At 62.4% G+C, this 19,068-nt stretch carries 17 protein-coding genes and 1 tRNA gene; 14 read left to right on the top strand and 4 right to left on the bottom strand.

From position 1 onward, the window contains the following. Nucleotides 1-66: 66 nt before the first annotated feature. A tRNA-Ser gene (locus KFF05_09320) sits at nt 67-156 on the bottom strand. A gap of 536 nt (nt 157-692) precedes the next feature. Between KFF05_09320 and KFF05_09315 the strand changes: the two genes are divergently transcribed. The 10 genes from KFF05_09315 (at nt 693) to KFF05_09270 (ending at nt 10,809) form a co-directional block, all read left to right on the top strand. Beyond that, on the top strand, nt 693-1,007 hold the full coding sequence (locus KFF05_09315) for a hypothetical protein (protein ID UTW53503.1): 315 nt from the start codon (nt 693-695) through the stop codon (nt 1,005-1,007). Nucleotides 1,008-1,164: 157 nt separating this feature from the next. Next, a complete protein-coding gene (locus KFF05_09310; GenBank protein ID UTW53502.1) occupies nt 1,165-1,956 on the top strand; it encodes a YdcF family protein in 792 nt (263 codons plus the stop codon). Nucleotides 1,957-2,083: 127 nt separating this feature from the next. Then, the gene (locus tag KFF05_09305; GenBank protein ID UTW53501.1) at nt 2,084-3,322 is read left to right on the top strand and encodes a lytic murein transglycosylase; all 1,239 of its coding nucleotides are present in this window, start codon (nt 2,084-2,086) and stop codon (nt 3,320-3,322) included. A gap of 97 nt (nt 3,323-3,419) precedes the next feature. Then, entirely contained in the window at nt 3,420-4,406 is a 987-nt protein-coding gene (locus KFF05_09300; protein ID UTW53500.1) for a septal ring lytic transglycosylase RlpA family protein, read from the top strand. 183 nt (nt 4,407-4,589) lie between these two features. Next, nucleotides 4,590-5,711, top strand: coding sequence for a D-alanyl-D-alanine carboxypeptidase (locus tag KFF05_09295; protein ID UTW53656.1), 1,122 nt, complete (start codon nt 4,590-4,592; stop codon nt 5,709-5,711). Between the two features lie 81 nt (nt 5,712-5,792). Then, nucleotides 5,793-6,443, top strand: a complete 651-nt coding sequence (locus tag KFF05_09290; protein ID UTW53499.1) for a dTMP kinase — start codon at nt 5,793-5,795, stop codon at nt 6,441-6,443. Then, complete coding sequence (locus KFF05_09285; protein UTW53498.1) at nt 6,440-7,591, top strand: DNA polymerase III subunit delta'; 1,152 nt, start codon at nt 6,440-6,442, stop codon at nt 7,589-7,591. Before KFF05_09290 ends, KFF05_09285 begins: the two co-directional genes overlap by 4 nt. 48 nt (nt 7,592-7,639) lie before the next feature. After that, nucleotides 7,640-9,196 carry a methionine--tRNA ligase gene (locus KFF05_09280; GenBank protein ID UTW53497.1) on the top strand — a complete coding sequence of 519 codons (1,557 nt, stop codon included), beginning with the start codon at nt 7,640-7,642 and terminating at the stop codon, nt 9,194-9,196. Nucleotides 9,197-9,198: 2 nt separating this feature from the next. Next, nucleotides 9,199-10,017 (top strand): TatD family hydrolase, encoded by an 819-nt coding sequence (locus KFF05_09275; GenBank protein ID UTW53496.1) that lies wholly within the window; start codon nt 9,199-9,201, stop codon nt 10,015-10,017. 9 nt (nt 10,018-10,026) lie between these two features. After that, on the top strand, nt 10,027-10,809 hold the full coding sequence (locus tag KFF05_09270; GenBank protein UTW53495.1) for an MBL fold metallo-hydrolase: 783 nt from the start codon (nt 10,027-10,029) through the stop codon (nt 10,807-10,809). A 324-nt stretch (nt 10,810-11,133) separates the two neighbouring features. On the opposite strand, the gene KFF05_09265 is transcribed toward KFF05_09270, so the two are convergent. Continuing rightward, a complete protein-coding gene (locus tag KFF05_09265) occupies nt 11,134-12,195 on the bottom strand; it encodes a TauD/TfdA family dioxygenase (protein ID UTW53655.1) in 1,062 nt (353 codons plus the stop codon). 138 nt (nt 12,196-12,333) lie between these two features. On the opposite strand from KFF05_09265, the gene KFF05_09260 reads away from it, so the two are divergent. Continuing rightward, a complete protein-coding gene (locus KFF05_09260; GenBank protein ID UTW53494.1) occupies nt 12,334-13,299 on the top strand; it encodes a LysR family transcriptional regulator in 966 nt (321 codons plus the stop codon). 5 nt (nt 13,300-13,304) lie between these two features. Here the strand turns inward: KFF05_09260 and KFF05_09255 are convergent, their stop codons facing one another. Continuing rightward, on the bottom strand, nt 13,305-13,691 hold the full coding sequence (locus tag KFF05_09255; GenBank protein UTW53493.1) for a VOC family protein: 387 nt from the start codon (nt 13,689-13,691) through the stop codon (nt 13,305-13,307). 14 nt (nt 13,692-13,705) lie between these two features. Next, on the bottom strand, nt 13,706-14,611 hold the full coding sequence (locus KFF05_09250; GenBank protein UTW53654.1) for a MurR/RpiR family transcriptional regulator: 906 nt from the start codon (nt 14,609-14,611) through the stop codon (nt 13,706-13,708). 73 nt (nt 14,612-14,684) lie between these two features. On the opposite strand from KFF05_09250, the gene KFF05_09245 reads away from it, so the two are divergent. The 3 genes from KFF05_09245 to mazG are packed head-to-tail and all read left to right on the top strand — an operon-like array spanning nt 14,685 to nt 19,022. Then, on the top strand, nt 14,685-15,944 hold the full coding sequence (locus tag KFF05_09245) for an aminotransferase class III-fold pyridoxal phosphate-dependent enzyme (GenBank protein ID UTW53492.1): 1,260 nt from the start codon (nt 14,685-14,687) through the stop codon (nt 15,942-15,944). 8 nt (nt 15,945-15,952) lie between these two features. Then, nucleotides 15,953-18,118: a N,N-dimethylformamidase large subunit gene (locus tag KFF05_09240; protein ID UTW53491.1), complete on the top strand. Its 2,166-nt coding sequence runs from the start codon at nt 15,953-15,955 to the stop codon at nt 18,116-18,118. A gap of 43 nt (nt 18,119-18,161) precedes the next feature. Beyond that, on the top strand, nt 18,162-19,022 hold the full coding sequence (gene mazG / locus KFF05_09235) for a nucleoside triphosphate pyrophosphohydrolase (GenBank protein ID UTW53653.1): 861 nt from the start codon (nt 18,162-18,164) through the stop codon (nt 19,020-19,022). The last annotated feature ends 46 nt before the right edge of the window (nt 19,023-19,068 follow it).

Raw genomic sequence — 19,068 nt, 5'->3', positions numbered from 1 at the left:
TGTCCCTGAACAGCAATAGAGAGAATAAATATACCAGGGCGGTTCCTATCTAAGTTATTGAAATAATGGCGGATGGGGTGGGATTCGAACCCACGAAGGGCGTTAACCCTTGCTGGTTTTCAAGACCAGTGCCTTCAACCGCTCGGCCACCCATCCTGTCCGGACTTATTAAGCCCGAGTGGAGGGAGGATGTCTCTCGTGTTCGTGGGCGCCTGTCAAGCCTAAGCGAAGGTCGGTCGTGCCCGCCTAGAAAAGTCGAAGAAGACTTAACTGAATGATGTGGATGACGCCAATGGCGGCGAGTGTGCCCCCGGTTACCACGCCCAGCGTGCTGCCGATGAGTCTGGTGGAGCGGTTCGACATTGTGAAGCCTCCTGTCCCGGCATGTCCGTCTGTTTGACGTTCTGCTGCATGCATTCTTGCTAATGCATATCGGTAGGGCAGTGACCAGAGTCACAAACCCCCAAAAAAAAGACCAAAAACATCTGTCAGGTTATTGTCAGAAATCGATTTAGCGGTGATTTTTTCGCGTTTTGGTGGGCAAAAATGGCGGAAATCAGCCCCGATCCATAAAATGAAAAAATTGTCAATAGAGGGTTGTGATACCTGCCCGGTCTTGGTAATATACGAATGTAATCCGTGTGAGATGATTTGATCACGCGACGTGTAGGTTCAGAAGGGACCGCCTGACAATGATCGGTTCGGCACAGAAAGCGCCGGGAGCAAGTGCAGCCCTCACCGCCCTTAATTTGGCGGTGGTGCGGCAGGTTGTTTTTGAGCGCGCAGCAGAACAGATTTCCGATCGGCGCGAGGATGCGACCGAGGCCGTCGTTCAGACGGCTGAGGAAAACCGCAACCGCAACGCTGCCGTTGATGCCGTCCTCGAAAATAAGAATTCCCACCATTCCGCCGAAGATGACCGTCCGTCCGGCGGTGGTGCCGACAGCGAATTCAAATCTCCCGATTTCTCCGCGAATAACGGCAAGACGGTCGATATTCAGGTCTAAGAATCGAGCGCCTTTCGCGTCGTAATGTTGATTGGCCCTTTGGGGCTTTTTTTAATGCCCGGCCCTCGCGAAGGGCGTCCGAAGATGATGACGCGGCATCAACCGTGTTGCGCGGATTTTCGTGCGCTTGGCCCGGCCTTGAGGTACAAGCCCGGCCATGTATTTCATCCTGTCCAAAGTCATGTGGTTTCTGTTGAAGCCGTCGATGGTCATGTTTCTCGGCATGACGGTCGGCTTTATTCTCGTTCTGACCCGGTTCCGCCGCGCCGGCCTGATGCTGTTCGGGGTGAGCATCCTGACTCTTTGGGCCGTCACCGTGATCCCAATCGGAGAGATGATGATCCGGGATCTGGAGGAGCGCTTTCCAAAGCAGACGGAATTGCCGGAAAAGATCGGCGGAATCATCGTGCTTGGGGGCTCCATCAATCCCGTGATCTCTCGCGAGCGGGGCCAGATCGCCGTCGACAGCAGCATGGAACGGCTGTTGTTCTTCGCCATGTTGGGCGACACCCGGCCGGGCGTGCCGTTGGTATTCACGGGTGGGGCGGGCAGCCTGTTCGCCCAGGATGCCAAGGAAGGGCACTATTTCAAGGACCTGGCCGATTTGCTGAACCTTGATATGTCGCGGGTGATTGTCGAAGCGGAATCGCGCAACACCATGGAAAACGTGGTGTTCAGCAGGAAACTGGTGACGGTCGAAGCGGATCGTCCCTGGGTGATGATTACCTCCGCCCGCCATATGCCGCGCGCCGTCGGCCTGTTCCGCAAGCAAGGCTGGCCGGTTATTCCCTATCCCGTCGATTACATTACGTTGCCCACAAGGGGCTGGACGCTGAGCCTGGAAAACCTGGGTGGGCAATCCATGCTGGATGCCGCCGTGCATGAATTCCTGGGCATGGCCGTGGCCTATGTTCTGGGGCGCAGCGACAGCCTGTACCCGGCTCCCTGAGCGGAAACCGCCTCCCGGGTCGGAGCCGGCCGCGCGCCGGGCCTTGCGGCGGTCAAATCCCTATGGCACAAGGCCTTCATGGCCCAGGCGAGGCAACCGCCATCGGTCGGGCAGGGTGTTGAGGATCATGCAGAGACGTTCAATATGGCTCGCGGCGTTGGTGTTGTGCGCTCTTTGGCTTGGAAGCCTTGGCATTCGGCCGGCTTCTGCTTCTGTTGAACCGGTAACCCCGCCGAGCGCCGCCGAATTCCAGGCTTGGCTCGATTCCTTCAAAACAACGGCCGCCGCGCGGGGGATTTCCGCCGCGACCCTGGACCGGGCTCTGGCGGGTGCGACTTACATCACCCGGGTCATCGAGCTGGATCGCCGCCAGCCCGAATTCACCATGACCTTCTGGCAGTATTACGAAAAGACGATTTCCGACAAGCGGATCGCCCGAGGCCGTGAGCTGCTGAAGACTCATGCCGCGCTCCTGAACAAAGTCGAGTCGCTATACGGCGTTCCGCCCCGCTTTCTGGTCGCTTTCTGGGGCTTGGAAAGCAACTTCGGCGACTACACGGGCACCTTTCCGCTGATCGGGTCCCTGGCGACCCTGGCGTTCGACCCTCGGCGTTCCAAGTTCTTTTCAGAGCAGCTTATGGCGGCGCTGGAGATCATCGACCGCGGCGACATCCCGGCGGATGTGAAGGCATCCTGGGCCGGGGCCATGGGCAACACACAGTTCATTCCTTCGACCTACCGTGCCTATGCGGTCGACTTCGATGGCGACGGGCGCCGCGATTTGTGGCGCTCCCTGCCGGACGTGTTCGCCTCGTCGGCGCATTTCCTGTCCAAGTCCGGTTGGCGCAAGGACGAGACCTGGGGGCGCGAAGTGCGCCTGCCAAAAGATTTCGATTTTGCTTTAAGCGGTCTTGATAAGAATTTGAAATTAAAGGAATGGCAGGCGAAGGGGGTGCGTCGCGCCGATGGCCGCGATCTGCCGGCGGTGGACATTGACGCGGCCCTGGTGTTGCCCGCGGGGGCGGACGGCCCAGCCTTTCTGGTCTATGGCAATTATAAAACCATTCTCGTCTGGAACCGTTCGATCCTCTATGCGCTGGCGGTCGGGCATCTCGCCGACCGGCTGGTCGGAAAGGGGCCTCTCGTTGCCAAAAAACCAAGCAATGACAAGGCCTTGTCAAGGTCCGACATGCGTGAAATTCAACGCCTTTTGACGGGAAAGGGGTTCGACGCCGGGGGGCAGGACGGCATTGCCGGCGCCATGACACGGCGTGCCATCAAGGGGTATCAGGTGCGGGAAGGTCTGGCGCCGGACGGCTATCCGGATTCCCGACTGCTTGATCATCTGCGCGGCAATGGCGGGTAACGCCCGTGGTTGCCGGGTGGGCCGGACTCGACTACACTAAATAAAGGCTGGTTTCCGTAATTTTTCTACTACATTTTCGTATTCAGGGGGCGGCGCCATGGCTGGGCGTATTAAGGTTAACTGGCTGATCTTGTTGGGATTGGCCATACTGGTCAGCGGTTGCGCCGAAACCCAGTTCCTGATTTCCGGCACCAAGCGCCTTCAGGGGGCAGCGGGAACCACGGGCCATTACAAGATCGGCACCCCCTATCAGATTTCCGGCACCTGGTATTATCCGGCCGAGGAATGGGACTACGACGAGACCGGGATTGCCTCCTGGTACGGCAGTGATTTCCACGGAAAGGACACGGCCAACGGCGAGACCTACGACATGAATGACTTGACGGCGGCGCACCGCACGCTGCCGCTGCCGTCCTTCGTGCGGGTCATCAACCTGGAAAACGGGCGCTCCATCGTATTGCGGGTCAACGACCGGGGGCCCTTTGCCAAGGGGCGCATTATTGATGTCTCTCGCCGCGGCGCGCAATTGCTGGGGTTCAAGGATCAGGGCACGGCGCGGGTCCGGGTGCAGATTCTGGCCGAACGCTCGCAGGCCCTGAAGGCGCAGATTCTCGGCCAAGACTCAATTGCTGAACACGGTAGTCCCATACAGGTGGACAAGATGCCGAAAGCCTCGGTCAGTGCCGAATCCCTGCCGCCGCCGCCGGGTGCTCAGGCCGCCCCCCAGCCGTCCAGCCAGCCTCCCGTATCGGCGTCGAGCAGCCAAGCCGCCGCCGCTGACGAAGTGCAACCCGCCCCGCCGGTGGAACCGGAAGTCACCACCGTCGCCGTCGGGCCGACCAACATCTTTGTTCAGGCTGGGGCCTTCACCAATTACCAGAACGCCATGCGGACCCAGATCATGGTCAACCGGGTGTCGCCGGCGACGATTTCCCATGTCCTGATCGACAACAAGGATTTCTATCGTGTCCGGGTCGGTCCTCTGGCCACGGTCGAGGATGCCGACCGCGCCCTTGAGCAACTCCAGGCCATCGGTTATCCAGGGGCACGGATCATCGTCGACGGCAAGGGGGCGGGGTCCTGACCCCATTTCCGCCCCATTTCCATGGCGTGGTCGGTCCTAAGATTGTCCCAGACGCCCGGTCCCGGGCGTTACAAGGAACCAGAAGGACGCGCCTTTAAGCAGCGGGCGCGAAGTATGATGACGACATTGAATTTCGTATCCCATTCCGTTCCGCATCTGCGCCGTCTCGCAGCGGGTGCCGTGATGATCGCCACCATGATGTTTGGCGCGCCGTTGGCTGCGGCCATGGACACCGTCGCCCGCGAGGCCATCCTGATCGATAATCAGACCGGCGCCGTGCTGTTCGAAAAGGACGCGGACGCCCTGATGCCGCCGGCGTCCATGAGCAAGCTGATGACGGTCTATATGGTGTTCGAACGCCTGAAGGAGGGCAGCCTATCCCTCGACGAGGAGTTCGTGGTCAGTGAGAACGCTTGGCGCAAGGGCAATTGGGCCTCGGGTGGATCGACCATGTTCCTGGAACCGCGTCAGCGGGTCCGTGTCGAAGACCTGCTACAGGGCATTATCGTTCAGTCGGGTAACGATGCCTGTGTCGTCGTCGCCGAGGCCTTGGCCGGCAGCGAGGATGCCTTTGCCGAGATGATGACCGAAAAGGCCCGCGAAATCGGGCTCACGAACAGCACCTTTCGCAACGCGTCGGGCTGGCCCCACCCGGAACACCGCATGACGGCGCGCGATCTGGCGACCTTGGCCATGCGGACGATCAAGGATTTCCCCGAGTTCTACCACTATTACTCGGAACGCAAATTTGCCTACAACAACCACACTCAGCACAATCGCAACGAATTGCTGGGCAAGGGGATCGGTGTCGATGGCCTGAAGACGGGGCATACGGAAAACGCCGGATACGGGCTGACCGCCTCGGCGGAACGCCTCGGCCGGCGGCTGATCCTGGTCGTCAACGGCCTGCCCAACAAGCGCGCCCGGCGCGAGGAGCCGCAACGGCTTCTCGAATGGGGCTTCCGCGAGTTCAAGAATTACGCCCTGTTCAAGGCCGGCGAGGAAGTCGCCAAGGTCGATATCTGGCTCGGCAACAAGGCGCAGGTGCCGCTGATCGTCACCGACGAAATGCTGCTGACCTTGCCGCGCAAGGAACGCGCGGGCATGAAGGTGACCGTCGAATACCAAACGCCCGTGCCGGCCCCGGTAAAGGCGGGTGACAAGCCTGGCACGCTGACCCTGACCTTCCCCGAGCGCGAAGCGATCAAAGTCCCGCTTCTGGCCGGTGACGGCGCCGAACGCCTGGGCCTTTTCGGTAGGGTGATGAGCGCTCTCCGGTCTATCATCTTGGGTGTTTCCGGTTAGCGCCGCCCGGCCAGGGATGCGGCAACTGACCGCAAACATGCACGGAATGCGCGATAACCAGGATAGTCGGGGTGCCGGCCGGTGACGACGGGCAAGTTCATTACATTCGAAGGCGGCGAGGGCGGCGGCAAGTCGACCCAACTTGGCCTGTTGGCCAAGGTCTTGGAGGACGCAGGTATCGAAGTCCTGACCACGCGGGAGCCCGGCGGCACGCCGGGCGCGGAGAATATCCGTAATCTGCTGGTTCGTGGCACGATTGATCGCTGGCCGCCCGTGGCTGAGGTGCTGCTGCATTTTGCGGCCCGGGTTGACCATGTCGAGAAATCGATCCTGCCGGCGCTGGAAAGCGGCGCCTGGGTGCTATGCGATCGCTTCACCGATTCCACGCTGGCCTATCAGGGCGGCGGGCACGGCCTGGGGCTACAACGCATTCAGGCCCTCAAGGAAGACATCCTGGGCGACTTTCAGCCGGATTTGACCCTGATCCTGGATATACCGGTGGAGGAAGGCCTGGCCCGCGCCTTCGGTCGTGCCGGGGCCGAGGACCGATACGAGCGCATGGACCTGGGCTTCCACACCCGCATCCGCGATACCTTCCTGGCCATCGCCGAGGCGGAACCTGGACGCTGCGCCGTGGTCGATGCCACCGGCACCGTCGACGATGTGCAGCGGGAAATTTGCGCCGCCGTGTCGCATCGCCTGGGCGCTGACCTGAAAGCCGCGAGCCGATGAGTGCCGACGATGCCCCGGACCTGGACCCGCGCGCCAATCCGGACCTGATTGGGCATTTGGAGGCCGAGGAGAGCCTGCGCACGGCGCTTGAGGCCGGCCGCCTGGCCCATGCCTGGCTGATCACCGGGCCCAAGGGCATCGGCAAGGCGACCCTGGCGCACCGTTTCGCCCGTTATGTCCTGAGCCACGGTGCGGTCCTGGCCAAGGCGGCGCCCACGAAGGATGGCCCGGGTCTGTTCGGCGACGCGCCGCCGGAATCGGCCCTTGCGCCCGCCGGGGCCGGGGGAGACGGGCAGGGGCTTTACCTGGACCCAACCCATCCCGTGTTCCATCGCACATTGGCCGGAAGCCACGCCGACTTGATGGTGGTCGAATGTGCCGTCGACGAGAAAACCGGTCGCCGCAAGGGCCAGATCCCGGTCGACGCCATCCGTGCGGTCAAGACCTTCCTTAGCCTGACGGCGGGCGAGGGGGCGTGGCGCGTGGTCGTCATCGATAGCGCCGACGACATGAATCGCAACGCCGCCAATGCGCTTCTGAAAGTACTTGAAGAACCACCGCCCCAGGCCTTGGTTATCCTGGTGTCGCATAACCCCGGCAGTTTGCTGCCGACCATCCGTTCGCGCTGCCGGCGCCTGACCCTGCGGCCGCCGCCGGCGGATGCCGTGGCGGCCCTGATCGCTCAGCGCTGTCCCGATCTGGGGGCGGCCGAGGCGGCACGTCTGGCCGAAGTCGCCGAAGGCAGCATCGGTTATGCCCTCGATCTGGCGGAGCAGGGGGGATTGGCCATGCTGGATGAGGTCTCGGGCCTGCTCGCGCGCTTGCCGGATGGCATTCCGGCCAAGGATTTACATGATTTCGCAGGGCGTCTGGGTGGTGCCGGGAAGGAAGCCGAATTCGCGGCTTTCGCCAAGACGCTGCGTTGGTGGTTGGAACGCCTGATCATCGCCGCCGGCGGCGGGCCGTTGCCGAGCATCATCGACGCCCAGGCCGTGGCCAGACTCAATGCCATGGCCAGCCTTGATCGCTGGCTGGAGGTATGGGAAAAGGTGTCGCGCCTGCTTGCCGCGACGACCGCCGCCAACCTGGACCGCAAGCAGGTGGTTCTCAATGCGTTCATCACGGCCGAAGCGGCGGTCCGGCGATAACGCGGACGCGACACACCATAATTTGACCCAGTGCCATTGGAACCCGAAATGCCGGCCACGCCCTACTACCTGACCACGCCGATCTATTACGTGAACGACGCGCCGCACATCGGCCATGCGTACACCACGCTGGCCTGTGACGTGCTGGCGCGGTTCAAGCGCCTGGACGGTTATGATGTGAAGTTCCTGACGGGTACGGACGAACACGGCCAGAAGGTGGAAAAATCGGCCCAGGCCAAGGGCATCGACCCGCAGACCTTCGCCGATCAGGTGTCGCAGAACTTCCGCACTCTGGCCGATTTCATGAATTTCAGCCACGACGACTTCATCCGCACGACGGAACCCCGCCACATCAAGGCCTGCCAAGCGATCTGGCAGCGCATGATCGACGCCGGGGAAATCTACCTGGGCAGCTATTCCGGCTGGTACGCCGTTCGCGACGAGGCGTTCTACGGTGAAGGCGAACTGACCAAGCGGCCCGACGGCACGCGCGTCGCCCCTTCGGGCGCCGAAGTCGAATGGGTGGAGGAGCCAAGTTATTTCTTCCGCCTGTCCGCCTGGGGTGACCGCCTGCTGGCGTTCTATGACGCCAATCCGGACTTCATCGCCCCGCCGAGCCGGCGCAACGAGGTCACCAGCTTCGTCAAGGGCGGCCTGCAGGACCTGTCCGTGTCGCGCACCACCTTCAACTGGGGGGTGCCGGTGCCGGGTGACGATCAGCATATCTTCTATGTCTGGCTCGATGCCCTGACCAACTACATCTCGGCCCTGGGATTCCCGGACGAGAAGGGGGAATTCGCCACCTATTGGCCCTGTGACCTGCACATGGTCGGCAAGGATATCCTGCGCTTTCACGCGGTTTACTGGCCGGCCTTCCTGATGGCGGCGGGGCTGGAGCCGCCGAAGCGCGTGTTCGCCCACGGCTGGTGGACCAACGAAGGTCAGAAGATTTCAAAATCCGTCGGAAACGTCATTGATCCCGTTGATCTGGTTGAAAAATACGGCCTCGACCAGGTGCGCTATTTCCTGCTGCGTGAGGTTCCGTTCGGCAACGACGGCGATTTTTCCCATTCCGCCATGGTCAACCGCATGAACGGCGAGTTGGCCAACGATTACGGCAATCTGGCGCAGCGCGTGTTGTCCATGGTTACCAAGAATTGCGGCGGCACGGTGCCGACGCCGGGTGACTTTACCGACGAGGACAAGGCCTTGCTCGATCCCGCGGCGGCGCTGCTGGACGTGGTGCGGGGGGCCTTGGACCGACAGGCGTTCCACGAGGCGCTGGAGGCCATTTGGACCGTGATCCGGGCCGCCAACGCCTATGTCGATCATCAGGCCCCCTGGAAGCTGCGCAAGGAAGACCCGGCGCGCATGGCGACGGTGCTCTACGTGCTGGCCGAAACCATCCGCCGTTTGGCGATTCTGACCCAGCCGTTCATGCCTGATACCTCGGCCAAGCTGCTGGATCAGCTTGCCGTGGCGGCGGACGCCCGCACGCTGGACCAACTGGCGCCCGGCGTGGCGCTCGCGCCCGGCGCGGCCCTGCCCAAGCCGGAAGGGGTGTTTCCCCGTTTTCAGGACGACGAGACCCAGGGGGCGGCGTAATCATGGACGGCGCCCGGCAACCCTATCTGGTCGACAGCCACTGCCATCTGGATTTTCCGGATTTCGGCGACGAACTGGACGCCGTGGTGGCGCGGGCAGGGGAAGCCGGGGTCGCCTATATGGTGACGATCTCGACCCATTTGTCCAAGTTCGGCCAGGTCAAGGCCGTGGCCGAACGGTTTCCCAACATCTTCTGCACCGTCGGCATCCACCCGCATCAGGCGGCGACCGAGAAAGTGACCAGCGCCGAGGAGCTGACGGAACTGGCGGCCCATCCCAAGGTCGTCGGGATCGGCGAGACGGGCCTGGATTTCTATTACGAACGCAGCCCCCGGGACATCCAGGAAACCCAATTCCGCGCCCATATCCGGGCCGCGCGCATGACTGGCCTGCCGCTGATCGTTCATACCCGCGATGCCGACGACGACACCCTGCGTGTGATGGACGAGGAATACCGCGACGGCGGGCCGTTTCCCGGCCTGATCCACTGCTTTTCGGCGGGGCCCGAAGTGGCGGAAAAGGCCGTTGAGATGGGGCTCTACATCTCCATTTCCGGGATCGTCACCTTCAAGACCGCCGATGCTTTGCGCGACACGGTGAAGGACGTGCCGCTCGACCGGCTCTTGGTTGAAACGGACTCACCCTTCCTGGCCCCGGTGCCCCAGCGCGGCAAGCGCAACGAGCCGGCGTTCACCGCCCTGACCGCCGCCAAGGTGGCGGAACTCAAGGGGGTTTCCCCGGAGGATCTTGCCCTGCGCACGACCGACAACTTCTTCACCCTGTTTACAAAGGCCGCCGCCGCGGTGCGGGGCGAGGGGTAGGGACCGGAAATGAAGGTCACGATCCTGGGCTCGGGTGCTTCCAGCGGGGTTCCCTCGATCGAGGCCGGATGGGGCGATTGCGATCCGAAAAACCCCAAGAACCGCCGCACACGACCGTCGATCCTGATCGAAAAAGCCGGTAAACGGCTGTTGATCGACACGGCACCTGATTTCCGGGAACAGATGTTGCGCGCGGGTGTGCGGCATCTGGATGGTCTGGTGCTGACCCATGGTCATGCGGACCATCTGCACGGCATTGACGATATCCGCAGCATCAACCGTGCCATGGGGGCCGCCATTCCGCTATGGACCGACGCGGAAACCTTGGCGTCGGTACAGGAACGCTTCGCCTATGTCCTGGCGCCGCTGCATGCCGGTACGGAGCATTATTACAAGCCGACACTGACGGCTAACGTCTATGAAGCCGGCACGCCGTTCACCGCCGGCGGCATCGACGGCCTGGCGTTCGAACAGGATCACGGCTTTTCGACCACCCATGGGCTGCGCTTCGGGCCGCTGGCCTATACCACTGACCTCGTGCGCATGACCGACCAAGGCGTGGCAGCGGTACAGGGGGTGCATACCTGGATCGTCGGCGTGTTTGCCTGGCATCCGCATCCGACGCATCTCCATGTCGACGCCGCGCTCGAACTCCGGGAGCGCATCCAGCCCCAGCGCATGGTCATCACCCATATGAGCCCGCGCATCGACTACGACGCGCTCACGGCCTACGTACCGGACGGGGTGGAGGTGGCCTATGACGGCATGGAATTGGACGTGCCGGACGTATGATCGGTTTCAATTGTGAATCTAAGTATCTGGATAAAAACATATATCCAATATTATCCATAATATACATTATACGATAAATGATGATAGGCGAAGGGGGACGCTTGGCCCGCCACCGTGCCCCGTTATCCCTCGTTCTTTCGAACAACGCCGTCGTCTCGATCTTGTTGGCATCGCGATAACCGATGAGGACGACGAAGTGCAGCCCCATCAATGCATCGCTCGCGATGCCGGACGCGCAGCCGTCACAGCGCTGCGATTTCAATTTCCGCTGCGTGGAACGCTGCTAGTGGGACTGTCGTGCCGAATTGGTCGCGGCGCCCCGCGTTATGTGGGAGACAGCGAAAACGTCAGCTTGGTGCTTTCGGTGAAAATCCCTCCCCGGTCGCCTGGAGTCAGGTCGCCGTAGCGCGGCTCGAACACCGGGGGCAACGGTCGGCCGATGTCGGGCGCCAGCCAGAGGCGCAGCAGGTGCCGCCGTTTCTCAAGTTCGGGCCAATCTTCGTAATCCGTGCGTGAATGCAGGATCTGATGATTGTGCAGCAGCTGGATGTCGCCCGGCAGGAAATCCATGGACAGATAGAATTCCGGGTCGTTACAGAGCGTATCCAGGTAGTCCATGGCCTCGACCTCAAGGTCCGTCAGGCGGCGCGCCTCCGGAAACAGCTCCTGGGCCGAGCGGATGTACTGCCCCACGTACATCGTCGTCAGATGGCCCGCGTGCCAGTTGAACACGGGCACGTCGAACCAGGGCTTCATCCCCGGCGGGATTTCCCCGCGGCGGTCGGTGGGAAAGGCATTGAACAGGGCCCGCCACAGGTCGGGCCGCCGTTCGCGGATCACATCGTGCAGGGTCACGGAGCTGACGATACGGCTGGCGCCGCCGGATTTCGCCGTTTTCAGGCAGAGCAACCCGACGATATCGACGCTGTCCGTATGGAATTCGAGGCCGCGGTTGGTCTGGTAATACCGCGTGGTCGGGTCTTTGATGTTCCGTCCGATGTCGCGCACATGGCCCAGCAGATGCCCCTTGGCGTTGCTGGGCCGGAAGCCGCCGATGTAGGAGCCCAGCCCCAGGTAGCCGACGGCCGATTCCGTGACGCTGTAACGATCAACCGGAAACCCGCGAAGCAGCACGAAACCGCGTCCGTTGACGACCTCGTCGCGCAGTTTCTTCAGGCGCGGACCCAGGGTCGGAAGATGGAAGGTCTCGGGCCCGATATCCGCCATGCTGAGGTCGTTGGCCTGATGGGCGCGAATGGCTGCGTCGATTTCGGCGATCTCGCCCTCGGTCAGATGTTCGATCCAGACGCCGGATGCCGCCATGTCCGGACCCCGCCAGGCGCCGGGGCCGCCGACCGGCCCGGGAGTCAGATCAGGCGATGTCATGTCAGGCGCCGTGTCGACGGTGTCTTTGAGGGCTAGGTTCGTCATGGTCCACTCCCGCAAGTTGTTGGCGGAAACACCATCGGGTTTGATCAGTTATTTGTCTATTTTGTTTTTTTAATTGATTGATATATTTATCATATGAATAGCAACATCACCCTCCGCCAACTGCGCGCCTTCCTCGCCGTCATGGAACAGGCCAGCTTCACAAAGGCGGCGGCCGTCCTCAACATGACGCAATCGGCGCTGACCAATTCCGTAAAGAACCTGGAACTGGAACTGGGGCTGCGGCTGTTCGATCGCACGACCCGGCATGTCGAACCGACGGCCCACGGTCGGCAGTTCGCCATTGTCGCCCGCCGCTTCACCGAGGACCTGGAGCGCGGCATGGAGGACCTTCGGGCCCATGTGGACCGTCAACAGGGTCTGGTCGTCGTTGGTGCGACGGCGACGATGATCACCTCGGTCCTGGTCCCGGCGATCAAGGAAATGGCCGATCGATACCCGGGAATCCGCGTGCGGATCATCGAGATCCTGACGGCGGAGGCGATCGAGCGCGTCCGTGCCGGCGACATGGACATGGCCTTCACGACCATCGCCCTCCCCGATGCCGATTTCGACGCCACGCCGGTGATGCGCGATGCCTTCCACCTTGTTTGTCCGCCGGCGCATCCGTTGGCGGCGGAGAAAGGCCCCCTCACCTGGGACGTGTTCAACGACCATCCGGCCGTGGGCATGTCCGGTGAAAGCGGCATCCGGGGTATTCTCAAGGAACACGCGGCGGGCCAGCTTGCCGTTAGCGGGCTGGCCTACGAGGTGTCGTCCGTTTGGGGGCTGATCCGCATGGTGCGCGACGGGCTGGGGATTGCCGCGGTGCCGGGGCTGGTGGCCCAGGCCATGGCGTCGGAAGGCATTCCGGCGATCCGTTTGGCACCGCCCATCCACCGCACGGTGTCCTTGATCACCCGTGCCGGGCGGTCGCCCACGCCTGCCGCCGGTACGCTGGTGTCGGCGGCGTTAACACAACTTAGAGACGTTCAAAGTGACGGAATCGAAATCCCGGTGACCGAAGCGCAATTGGCCGCCCGAGGGTTTTCCGCGGGATAGCGGCCTTACGTGGTCTCGGCCGGAAGGAAGCTTGCCGCCTCGATCTTGTTGCCGTCGAGATCGTGGATGAAGGCCGCGAAGTACGACCCCATGGAGGCGTCGCGCATACCAGGCGCGCCAGCATCCGCGCCGCCGCCCGCCAGGGCCGCCGCGTGGAACGCCGCGACCGCCGCCGTGGTCCGTGCGCGCAAGCACACGTGCATGCCCGTGTCAGCGCCCGCCGCCACCAAACCCGGCCGCGCATTGAGCCAGAATTCCGGATAGCGCTTGCCGAAACCGACCGTATGCGGTCGGTCGACCAGTCGCGTCAGGCCGAGCGGTTCGAGCACGGCTTCGTAGAAAGCGGCGCTGCGGGCCAGGTCCGAGACGGCGATGGAGATATGGTCGATCACGGCAAGCCCCTCTCCTACCCGCCATCAACATAGATGCCGAGGCTCTGCCGCCGTTCATGGAAGCGTTCGATGCTCTCGACCGCGGACGCCGGCGCCTGCGCGATGACGAAGGCCATCAGAGTCTCAAAAAATGCGTGGATGGCCAGGGTCGAGGAAAAGAACTGCGGGGTTTCCGTCGGCAGCACGAAACGGTGTTTGGCAGTCTGGAATATGGGAGCCGCGGGCGTGTCGGAGATCGCCATGACTGTCATGCCCATCCGGTCGGCGAGGTCGACGGCTTCGATCACTTCGCGGCGGAATGGTTTGATGGTCATGGCGATCAGAAGATCGCCCTCCTCCGCCTGAACCAGGCCGTCGACCGGCAAGGCGGCGTCACTGGGAATTGCCCGGACCGTGTCCAGCGCCATGCTGGCGAGGTAGGCGAAATTTCGCGCCAGCGCGCTGCCCACTCCCACACCCAGAACATAGGTCATTCGGGCCTGCACGATGTCCTGCGCCGCCGATTGCATGTTCGCCGCATCGCAGGAAGAAAACATCTGCTCGATATTGGCCAGGGAACTGGCGGCCATGTCCGCGTAAAGGCCTGAGAGCTCTCCCTTTTGCGGCAAGGATTGCAGCCAGCGCGCCCGGTCGGGAAAGTCGGCCTGTCGGTGGCGCAGTTCCTCGCGAAAAACCGTGCGAAAGTCGTCATACCCACCGAACCCGGCGGACCGGGCCATACGGACGAAGGTGTTTGGTTTTACCCCCGCGGCCACCGCCATTTCGCGGATTGAACAAATTCCGATCTCGTTGGGGTTTTCCAACACATAGGCAGCGGCCTTGCGGACTTCGCCCGGCAGGGTCGGCAGGATGTCGGCGACGGCATCGAGGACTGCGCGCGGCGAGGACGTATCCAGATATTGTACATTCGTTTTATTCATTGTTGACATTGATACAGTTGTACCATTAGCTGTCAAGCCAAAGCATCCACCACCCCACCCAGGAAACATCATCATGTCCCAGCAAGAAATCGTATCTCGGGCAAGCAGCGTTCTACCCGCGGCTTCCTTCGGCAACTTCGACGCCAATGTGATCATTCGCGAGGGCAAAGGATCGCGCATTTGGGACGAGGACGGCACCGAATATGTCGATTATCTCATCGGATCCGGCCCCATGATCTTGGGTCATTGCCATCCGGAGGTCTTGGAGGCGGTTCAGGAACAGGTGGCCAAGGGCTTCACGTTCTTCACCAATAACGCCCGCGGCATCGAACTGGCGGAAGAGATCAGCAAGGCGGTGGCCTGTGCCGACCAAGTCCGGTTCGCCAGCACGGGCACCGAGGCCGATATGTACGCCATGCGGTTGGCGCGTGCTTATACGGGCCGGGACAAGATCCTCAAGTTCGAAGGCGGCTATCACGGCATGTCGTCGGAAGGTCAGATGAGCCTGTCGCCGATCAAGATGATGAATTTCCCGATTGCCGTTCCCGACTCCGCCGGCATTCCGGATTCCGTGCGCGACGAGATGCTGATCGCCCCCTACAACGACATCGCGTTCTTCCGCTCCCTGATGGCGGAGCGCGGCGATGAGATCGCCGCAGTCATTGTCGAGCCCATGCAGCGGATCATCCCGCCCGTTCCCGGTTTCCTGGAAGTGTTGCGCGAGGAATGCACGAAGCATGGCGCGGTCCTGATCTTCGACGAAGTCGTTACCGGCTTTCGGTTCGCCTATGGCGGCGCGCAGGAGGTTTATGGCGTAACACCCGATGTCTGCACGCTGGGCAAGATCATCGGTGGCGGCTTTCCATTGTCCGTCATCGCGGGAAAGGCCGACATCATGGCCCATTTCGACGCGGCCAAGGTCGGCAAAGATAAGTCCCTCATGCAGATCGGTACGTTGAGCGGCAATCCAGTGGCCTCCGTCGCCGGTCTAAAGACCATGGAAATCCTGCGCCGACCGGGGCAGTATGAACGGCTGCGCCAGGCTGGCCAGACCATTATCGACGCCATTAACGAACACCTCGGGCGGGCGGGCCATGCCCATCACGTGGCGGGTGTGCCGGTGTTGTTCGATATCGTGTTCGCCGACGGCCCGGTGAGAAATTACCGCGATGTGATGAAAGGCGATGCGGGCAAGCTTGCGCGCTTCAACGCATTGCTGCGCGAACAAGGAATCTTCAAATCCCCGAGTAAGTTCTACCCGTCCCTTGCGTTGACGGACGAGGATATTGCCAAGACCGTTGAGGCCATCGCGTTTGCGGCCAAAAAGCTGTAAGCACTGCCATGATTCCATTGATTGGCTATGCGGACAAACTGTCCGGCCGGCCCGGCGAAAAAGTGGCGATCAAGGTTTCCTCGGAATTGGGGGGAAGCTATCGCGCGGAACTGGTCCGGGTGATTTCCGGCGACCCCAACCCGGCCGGGCCGGGGGTTCGCACGGTGCCCGTCGAGGCCGCCTTCGAAGGCGAGTATCCGGCGCGTCCGCAGCGCGCCCACCTGGGATCGCACATGACTGCCGCGTTGCGCGGCCCCCTTCCCTCGCGGTTCATCCTAAGAGCGACGATCTGGCCGACCACGCCGGACAAGGGCCGACAAGGGGTCATGTCCCTCATTGATGGCAGCGGCAACGTCATGGCGGGGCTGTCCATCGGGCCGGACGGCGCGGTGCTGACGGTGGGCGGGGTTGACGTCGCGGTCGGCAAGGCGCTTCTTCCCCGCACGTGGTATCAGGTGCAGGCGGTCATCAATCTGGACGCGGGGGCGTTGCGCGTCACGCAGGCGCCGGTTCACGGAGCGGGCGTCGTCGATGATACGGGGGACGCGGAAACCACCCTTCCCGCCGATGCGGCAGCCGCTGCCGCAGTAGCGCACGCGCGCTCGGTGATCATTGCGGCGGTGACGGGAACGGACAGCGCGTCGCATTTCAACGGCAAGATCGAAGCCCCGGCAATCCTGTCGGACGGCGCCGAGACCCCATTGGCTGCCTGGGATTTCAGCCGCGATATGGCGTCCTTGACCGTCTCCGGCGTCGGCCCCCTGGCCGGCGACGGCGCTTTGGTCGGCGCGCCGGTGCGGGCGATGACCGGGTCAAATTGGGATGCCTCGCAGATGTGCTGGCATCATGCGCCGGATCAGTACGGCGCCATTCATTTTCACGACGACGATATCGCCGACGCGGGATGGCAGACCGATTTCGAATTCAAGATCCCGACAGACCTGCGCAGCGGCGTCTATGCGGTAAAGCTGACCCAGGGCGCTCATTGGGACATGATCCCGCTGTTCGTATGCCCGGCGAAAGGGACACGGACCGCCGATCTATGCGTCGTCGTCCCGACATTTACCTATGTCATTTACGCCAACCAGGCGCGGGCTGAATTCGGGCCGGAATGGAAGGCACGGGCGGCGGAATGGGGATCCTATCCCTATAACGCGGCGGAACATCCGCAATTCGGGCTGTCGACCTACAACGACCATACCGACGGTTCCGGGATTGGCCATACCACCTGGCATCGACCAATCTTCAACCTTCGGCCGGGCTATCACGCGTTCGGCAACAAGGCCTCGGGCTCGGGTCTGCGGCACTTTCCGGCCGACACGCACCTTTTCGCTTGGCTGGATGCCAAGGATATCCCGTTCGATATCGTGACCGATTGGGAACTGCATCACGAAGGGGTTGAGTTGGTCGCCGGTTATCCGGCCGTATCGACTTGTAGCCACCCCGAATACCACACGACCCAGACCTTGAATGCGTTCAGGGACTACCGCGATCGCGGGGGAAAGCTGGCGTATCTGGGCGGCAACGGGTTTTACTGGCGGGTCGCCCTGCATCCGGAAATGGACGGATTGATCGAAGTTCGCCGGGCCGAAGGCGGGTTGCGCGCCTGGGCGTCCGAGCCGGGTGAGTATTACCACGCCTTCAACCGTGAATACGGCGGTACCTGGCGGCGCAATGCCCGACCGCCGCAGCAACTGGTCGGTGTCGGCTATACCACGCAGGGGGATTTCGAGGGTACCCATTACCGTCGGCAAGAAGGTGCCGATCACCCGGACGTGGCCTGGATCTTTGATGGCGTCGAGGATCAGGTGATCGGCGACTTCGGGCTTTGCGGCGGCGGGGCTGCGGGCTATGAGCTGGACCGCGTCGACAGCCGGCTCGGGACCCCGCCGAACGTGCATGTCTTGGCGACATCCGAAGACCACCCGGCCAGTTTCCAGCTTCCTCCCGAAGAATGGCTGACCCATGTAAAGACCTGGGCCCATGCCCCGGCGGACGAGTTGATCAGGGCCGATATGGTGTATTTCGAGGTTCTCGGCGGCGGTGCCGTGTTTTCCTCGGGCTCGATAACCTTCTGCGGTGCGTTGCCGGTCAATGATTTCGACAACAATTTATCGAGGATTCTGGAGAACGTGTTCCGAAGGTTCCTTGAAACGGGGGCCGGCGCGTCCTGAACTCTTGGCGGCGGGTGGCTCGGTCGGCTACCTTCGGCCGTTCATGAACGCCCCGGATCGGAGGGTTCCCCCCCCTTTGCCAAAGGACGACGTTTCTCAAATCCCGACCGAGCGCCTGCGTGCCGTGATGGCCAAGCTGCGCGATCCCGACGGCGGCTGCCCCTGGGACGTGGAACAGACCTTCGCGACCATCGCCCCCTATACCATCGAGGAAGCCTACGAGGTTGCCGACGCCATCCAGCGGGGCGACATGGCGGGATTGCGGGACGAGCTGGGCGACCTGCTGCTTCAGGTCTTCTTTCACGCCCGCATGGCCGAGGAAGCGGGGCATTTCGATTATGACGACGTGGCCCGCGCCATCGCCGACAAGATGATCCGCCGCCATCCCCATGTGTTCGGCGATACGGAAATCAATTCGGCCGAGGCTCAGACCGTTCATTGGGAAGACCTGAAAGCCCGGGAGCGGGCGGAAAAGGGCGAGACACCGGCGGAAGACGCCAGTGCGCTGGACGGCGTGGCGATCCCCCTTCCCGCTCTCACCCGGGCGGAAAAGCTTCAGAAACGCGCAGCCCGCATCGGCTTCGACTGGCCCGAGGCCGAGCCGGTGATCGCCAAGATCGAGGAAGAACTGGCCGAACTGCGGGCCGAGATGGCCGCCGGAGGCTCACCGGCGCGGGTCGAGGAGGAAATGGGCGACCTGCTGTTCGCCGTCGCCAATTTGGCCCGCCATCTGAAGATCGATCCGGAAACGGCCTTGCGCCAGGGCAATCACAAGTTCGAAGACCGCTTCCGTCGCATGGAAAAGCGCCTGCGCGCCGACGGCCGCAACCCGGCGGATGCCAGCCTTGATGAGATGGAAGCCGCCTGGCAGGCCGAAAAGGCGCACGACACATCCGCCCGATAATCAAAACCGCTGACCGGACGGCCGCAATAGGCTAGAAGGTTGAAGG

It is taken from the genome of bacterium SCSIO 12827 (assembly GCA_024397995.1).
Taxonomy (GTDB): Bacteria; Pseudomonadota; Alphaproteobacteria; order Rhodospirillales; family Casp-alpha2; genus UBA1479.
This window is presented reverse-complemented; position numbering and strand designations above follow the sequence as displayed.

Coding starts and splice junctions, on each gene's coding strand:
- KFF05_09315 (UTW53503.1), top strand. CDS start 693: ATGATCGGTTCGGCACAGAAAGCGCCGGGAGCAAGTGCAGCCCTCACC.
- KFF05_09310 (UTW53502.1), top strand. CDS start 1,165: ATGTATTTCATCCTGTCCAAAGTCATGTGGTTTCTGTTGAAGCCGTCG.
- KFF05_09305 (UTW53501.1), top strand. CDS start 2,084: ATGCAGAGACGTTCAATATGGCTCGCGGCGTTGGTGTTGTGCGCTCTT.
- KFF05_09300 (UTW53500.1), top strand. CDS start 3,420: ATGGCTGGGCGTATTAAGGTTAACTGGCTGATCTTGTTGGGATTGGCC.
- KFF05_09295 (UTW53656.1), top strand. CDS start 4,590: ATGATCGCCACCATGATGTTTGGCGCGCCGTTGGCTGCGGCCATGGAC.
- KFF05_09285 (UTW53498.1), top strand. CDS start 6,440: ATGAGTGCCGACGATGCCCCGGACCTGGACCCGCGCGCCAATCCGGAC.
- KFF05_09280 (UTW53497.1), top strand. CDS start 7,640: ATGCCGGCCACGCCCTACTACCTGACCACGCCGATCTATTACGTGAAC.
- KFF05_09275 (UTW53496.1), top strand. CDS start 9,199: ATGGACGGCGCCCGGCAACCCTATCTGGTCGACAGCCACTGCCATCTG.
- KFF05_09270 (UTW53495.1), top strand. CDS start 10,027: ATGAAGGTCACGATCCTGGGCTCGGGTGCTTCCAGCGGGGTTCCCTCG.
- KFF05_09265 (UTW53655.1), bottom strand. CDS start 12,195: ATGACATCGCCTGATCTGACTCCCGGGCCGGTCGGCGGCCCCGGCGCC.
- KFF05_09260 (UTW53494.1), top strand. CDS start 12,334: ATGAATAGCAACATCACCCTCCGCCAACTGCGCGCCTTCCTCGCCGTC.
- KFF05_09250 (UTW53654.1), bottom strand. CDS start 14,611: ATGAATAAAACGAATGTACAATATCTGGATACGTCCTCGCCGCGCGCA.
- KFF05_09245 (UTW53492.1), top strand. CDS start 14,685: ATGTCCCAGCAAGAAATCGTATCTCGGGCAAGCAGCGTTCTACCCGCG.
- KFF05_09240 (UTW53491.1), top strand. CDS start 15,953: ATGATTCCATTGATTGGCTATGCGGACAAACTGTCCGGCCGGCCCGGC.
- mazG (UTW53653.1), top strand. CDS start 18,162: ATGAACGCCCCGGATCGGAGGGTTCCCCCCCCTTTGCCAAAGGACGAC.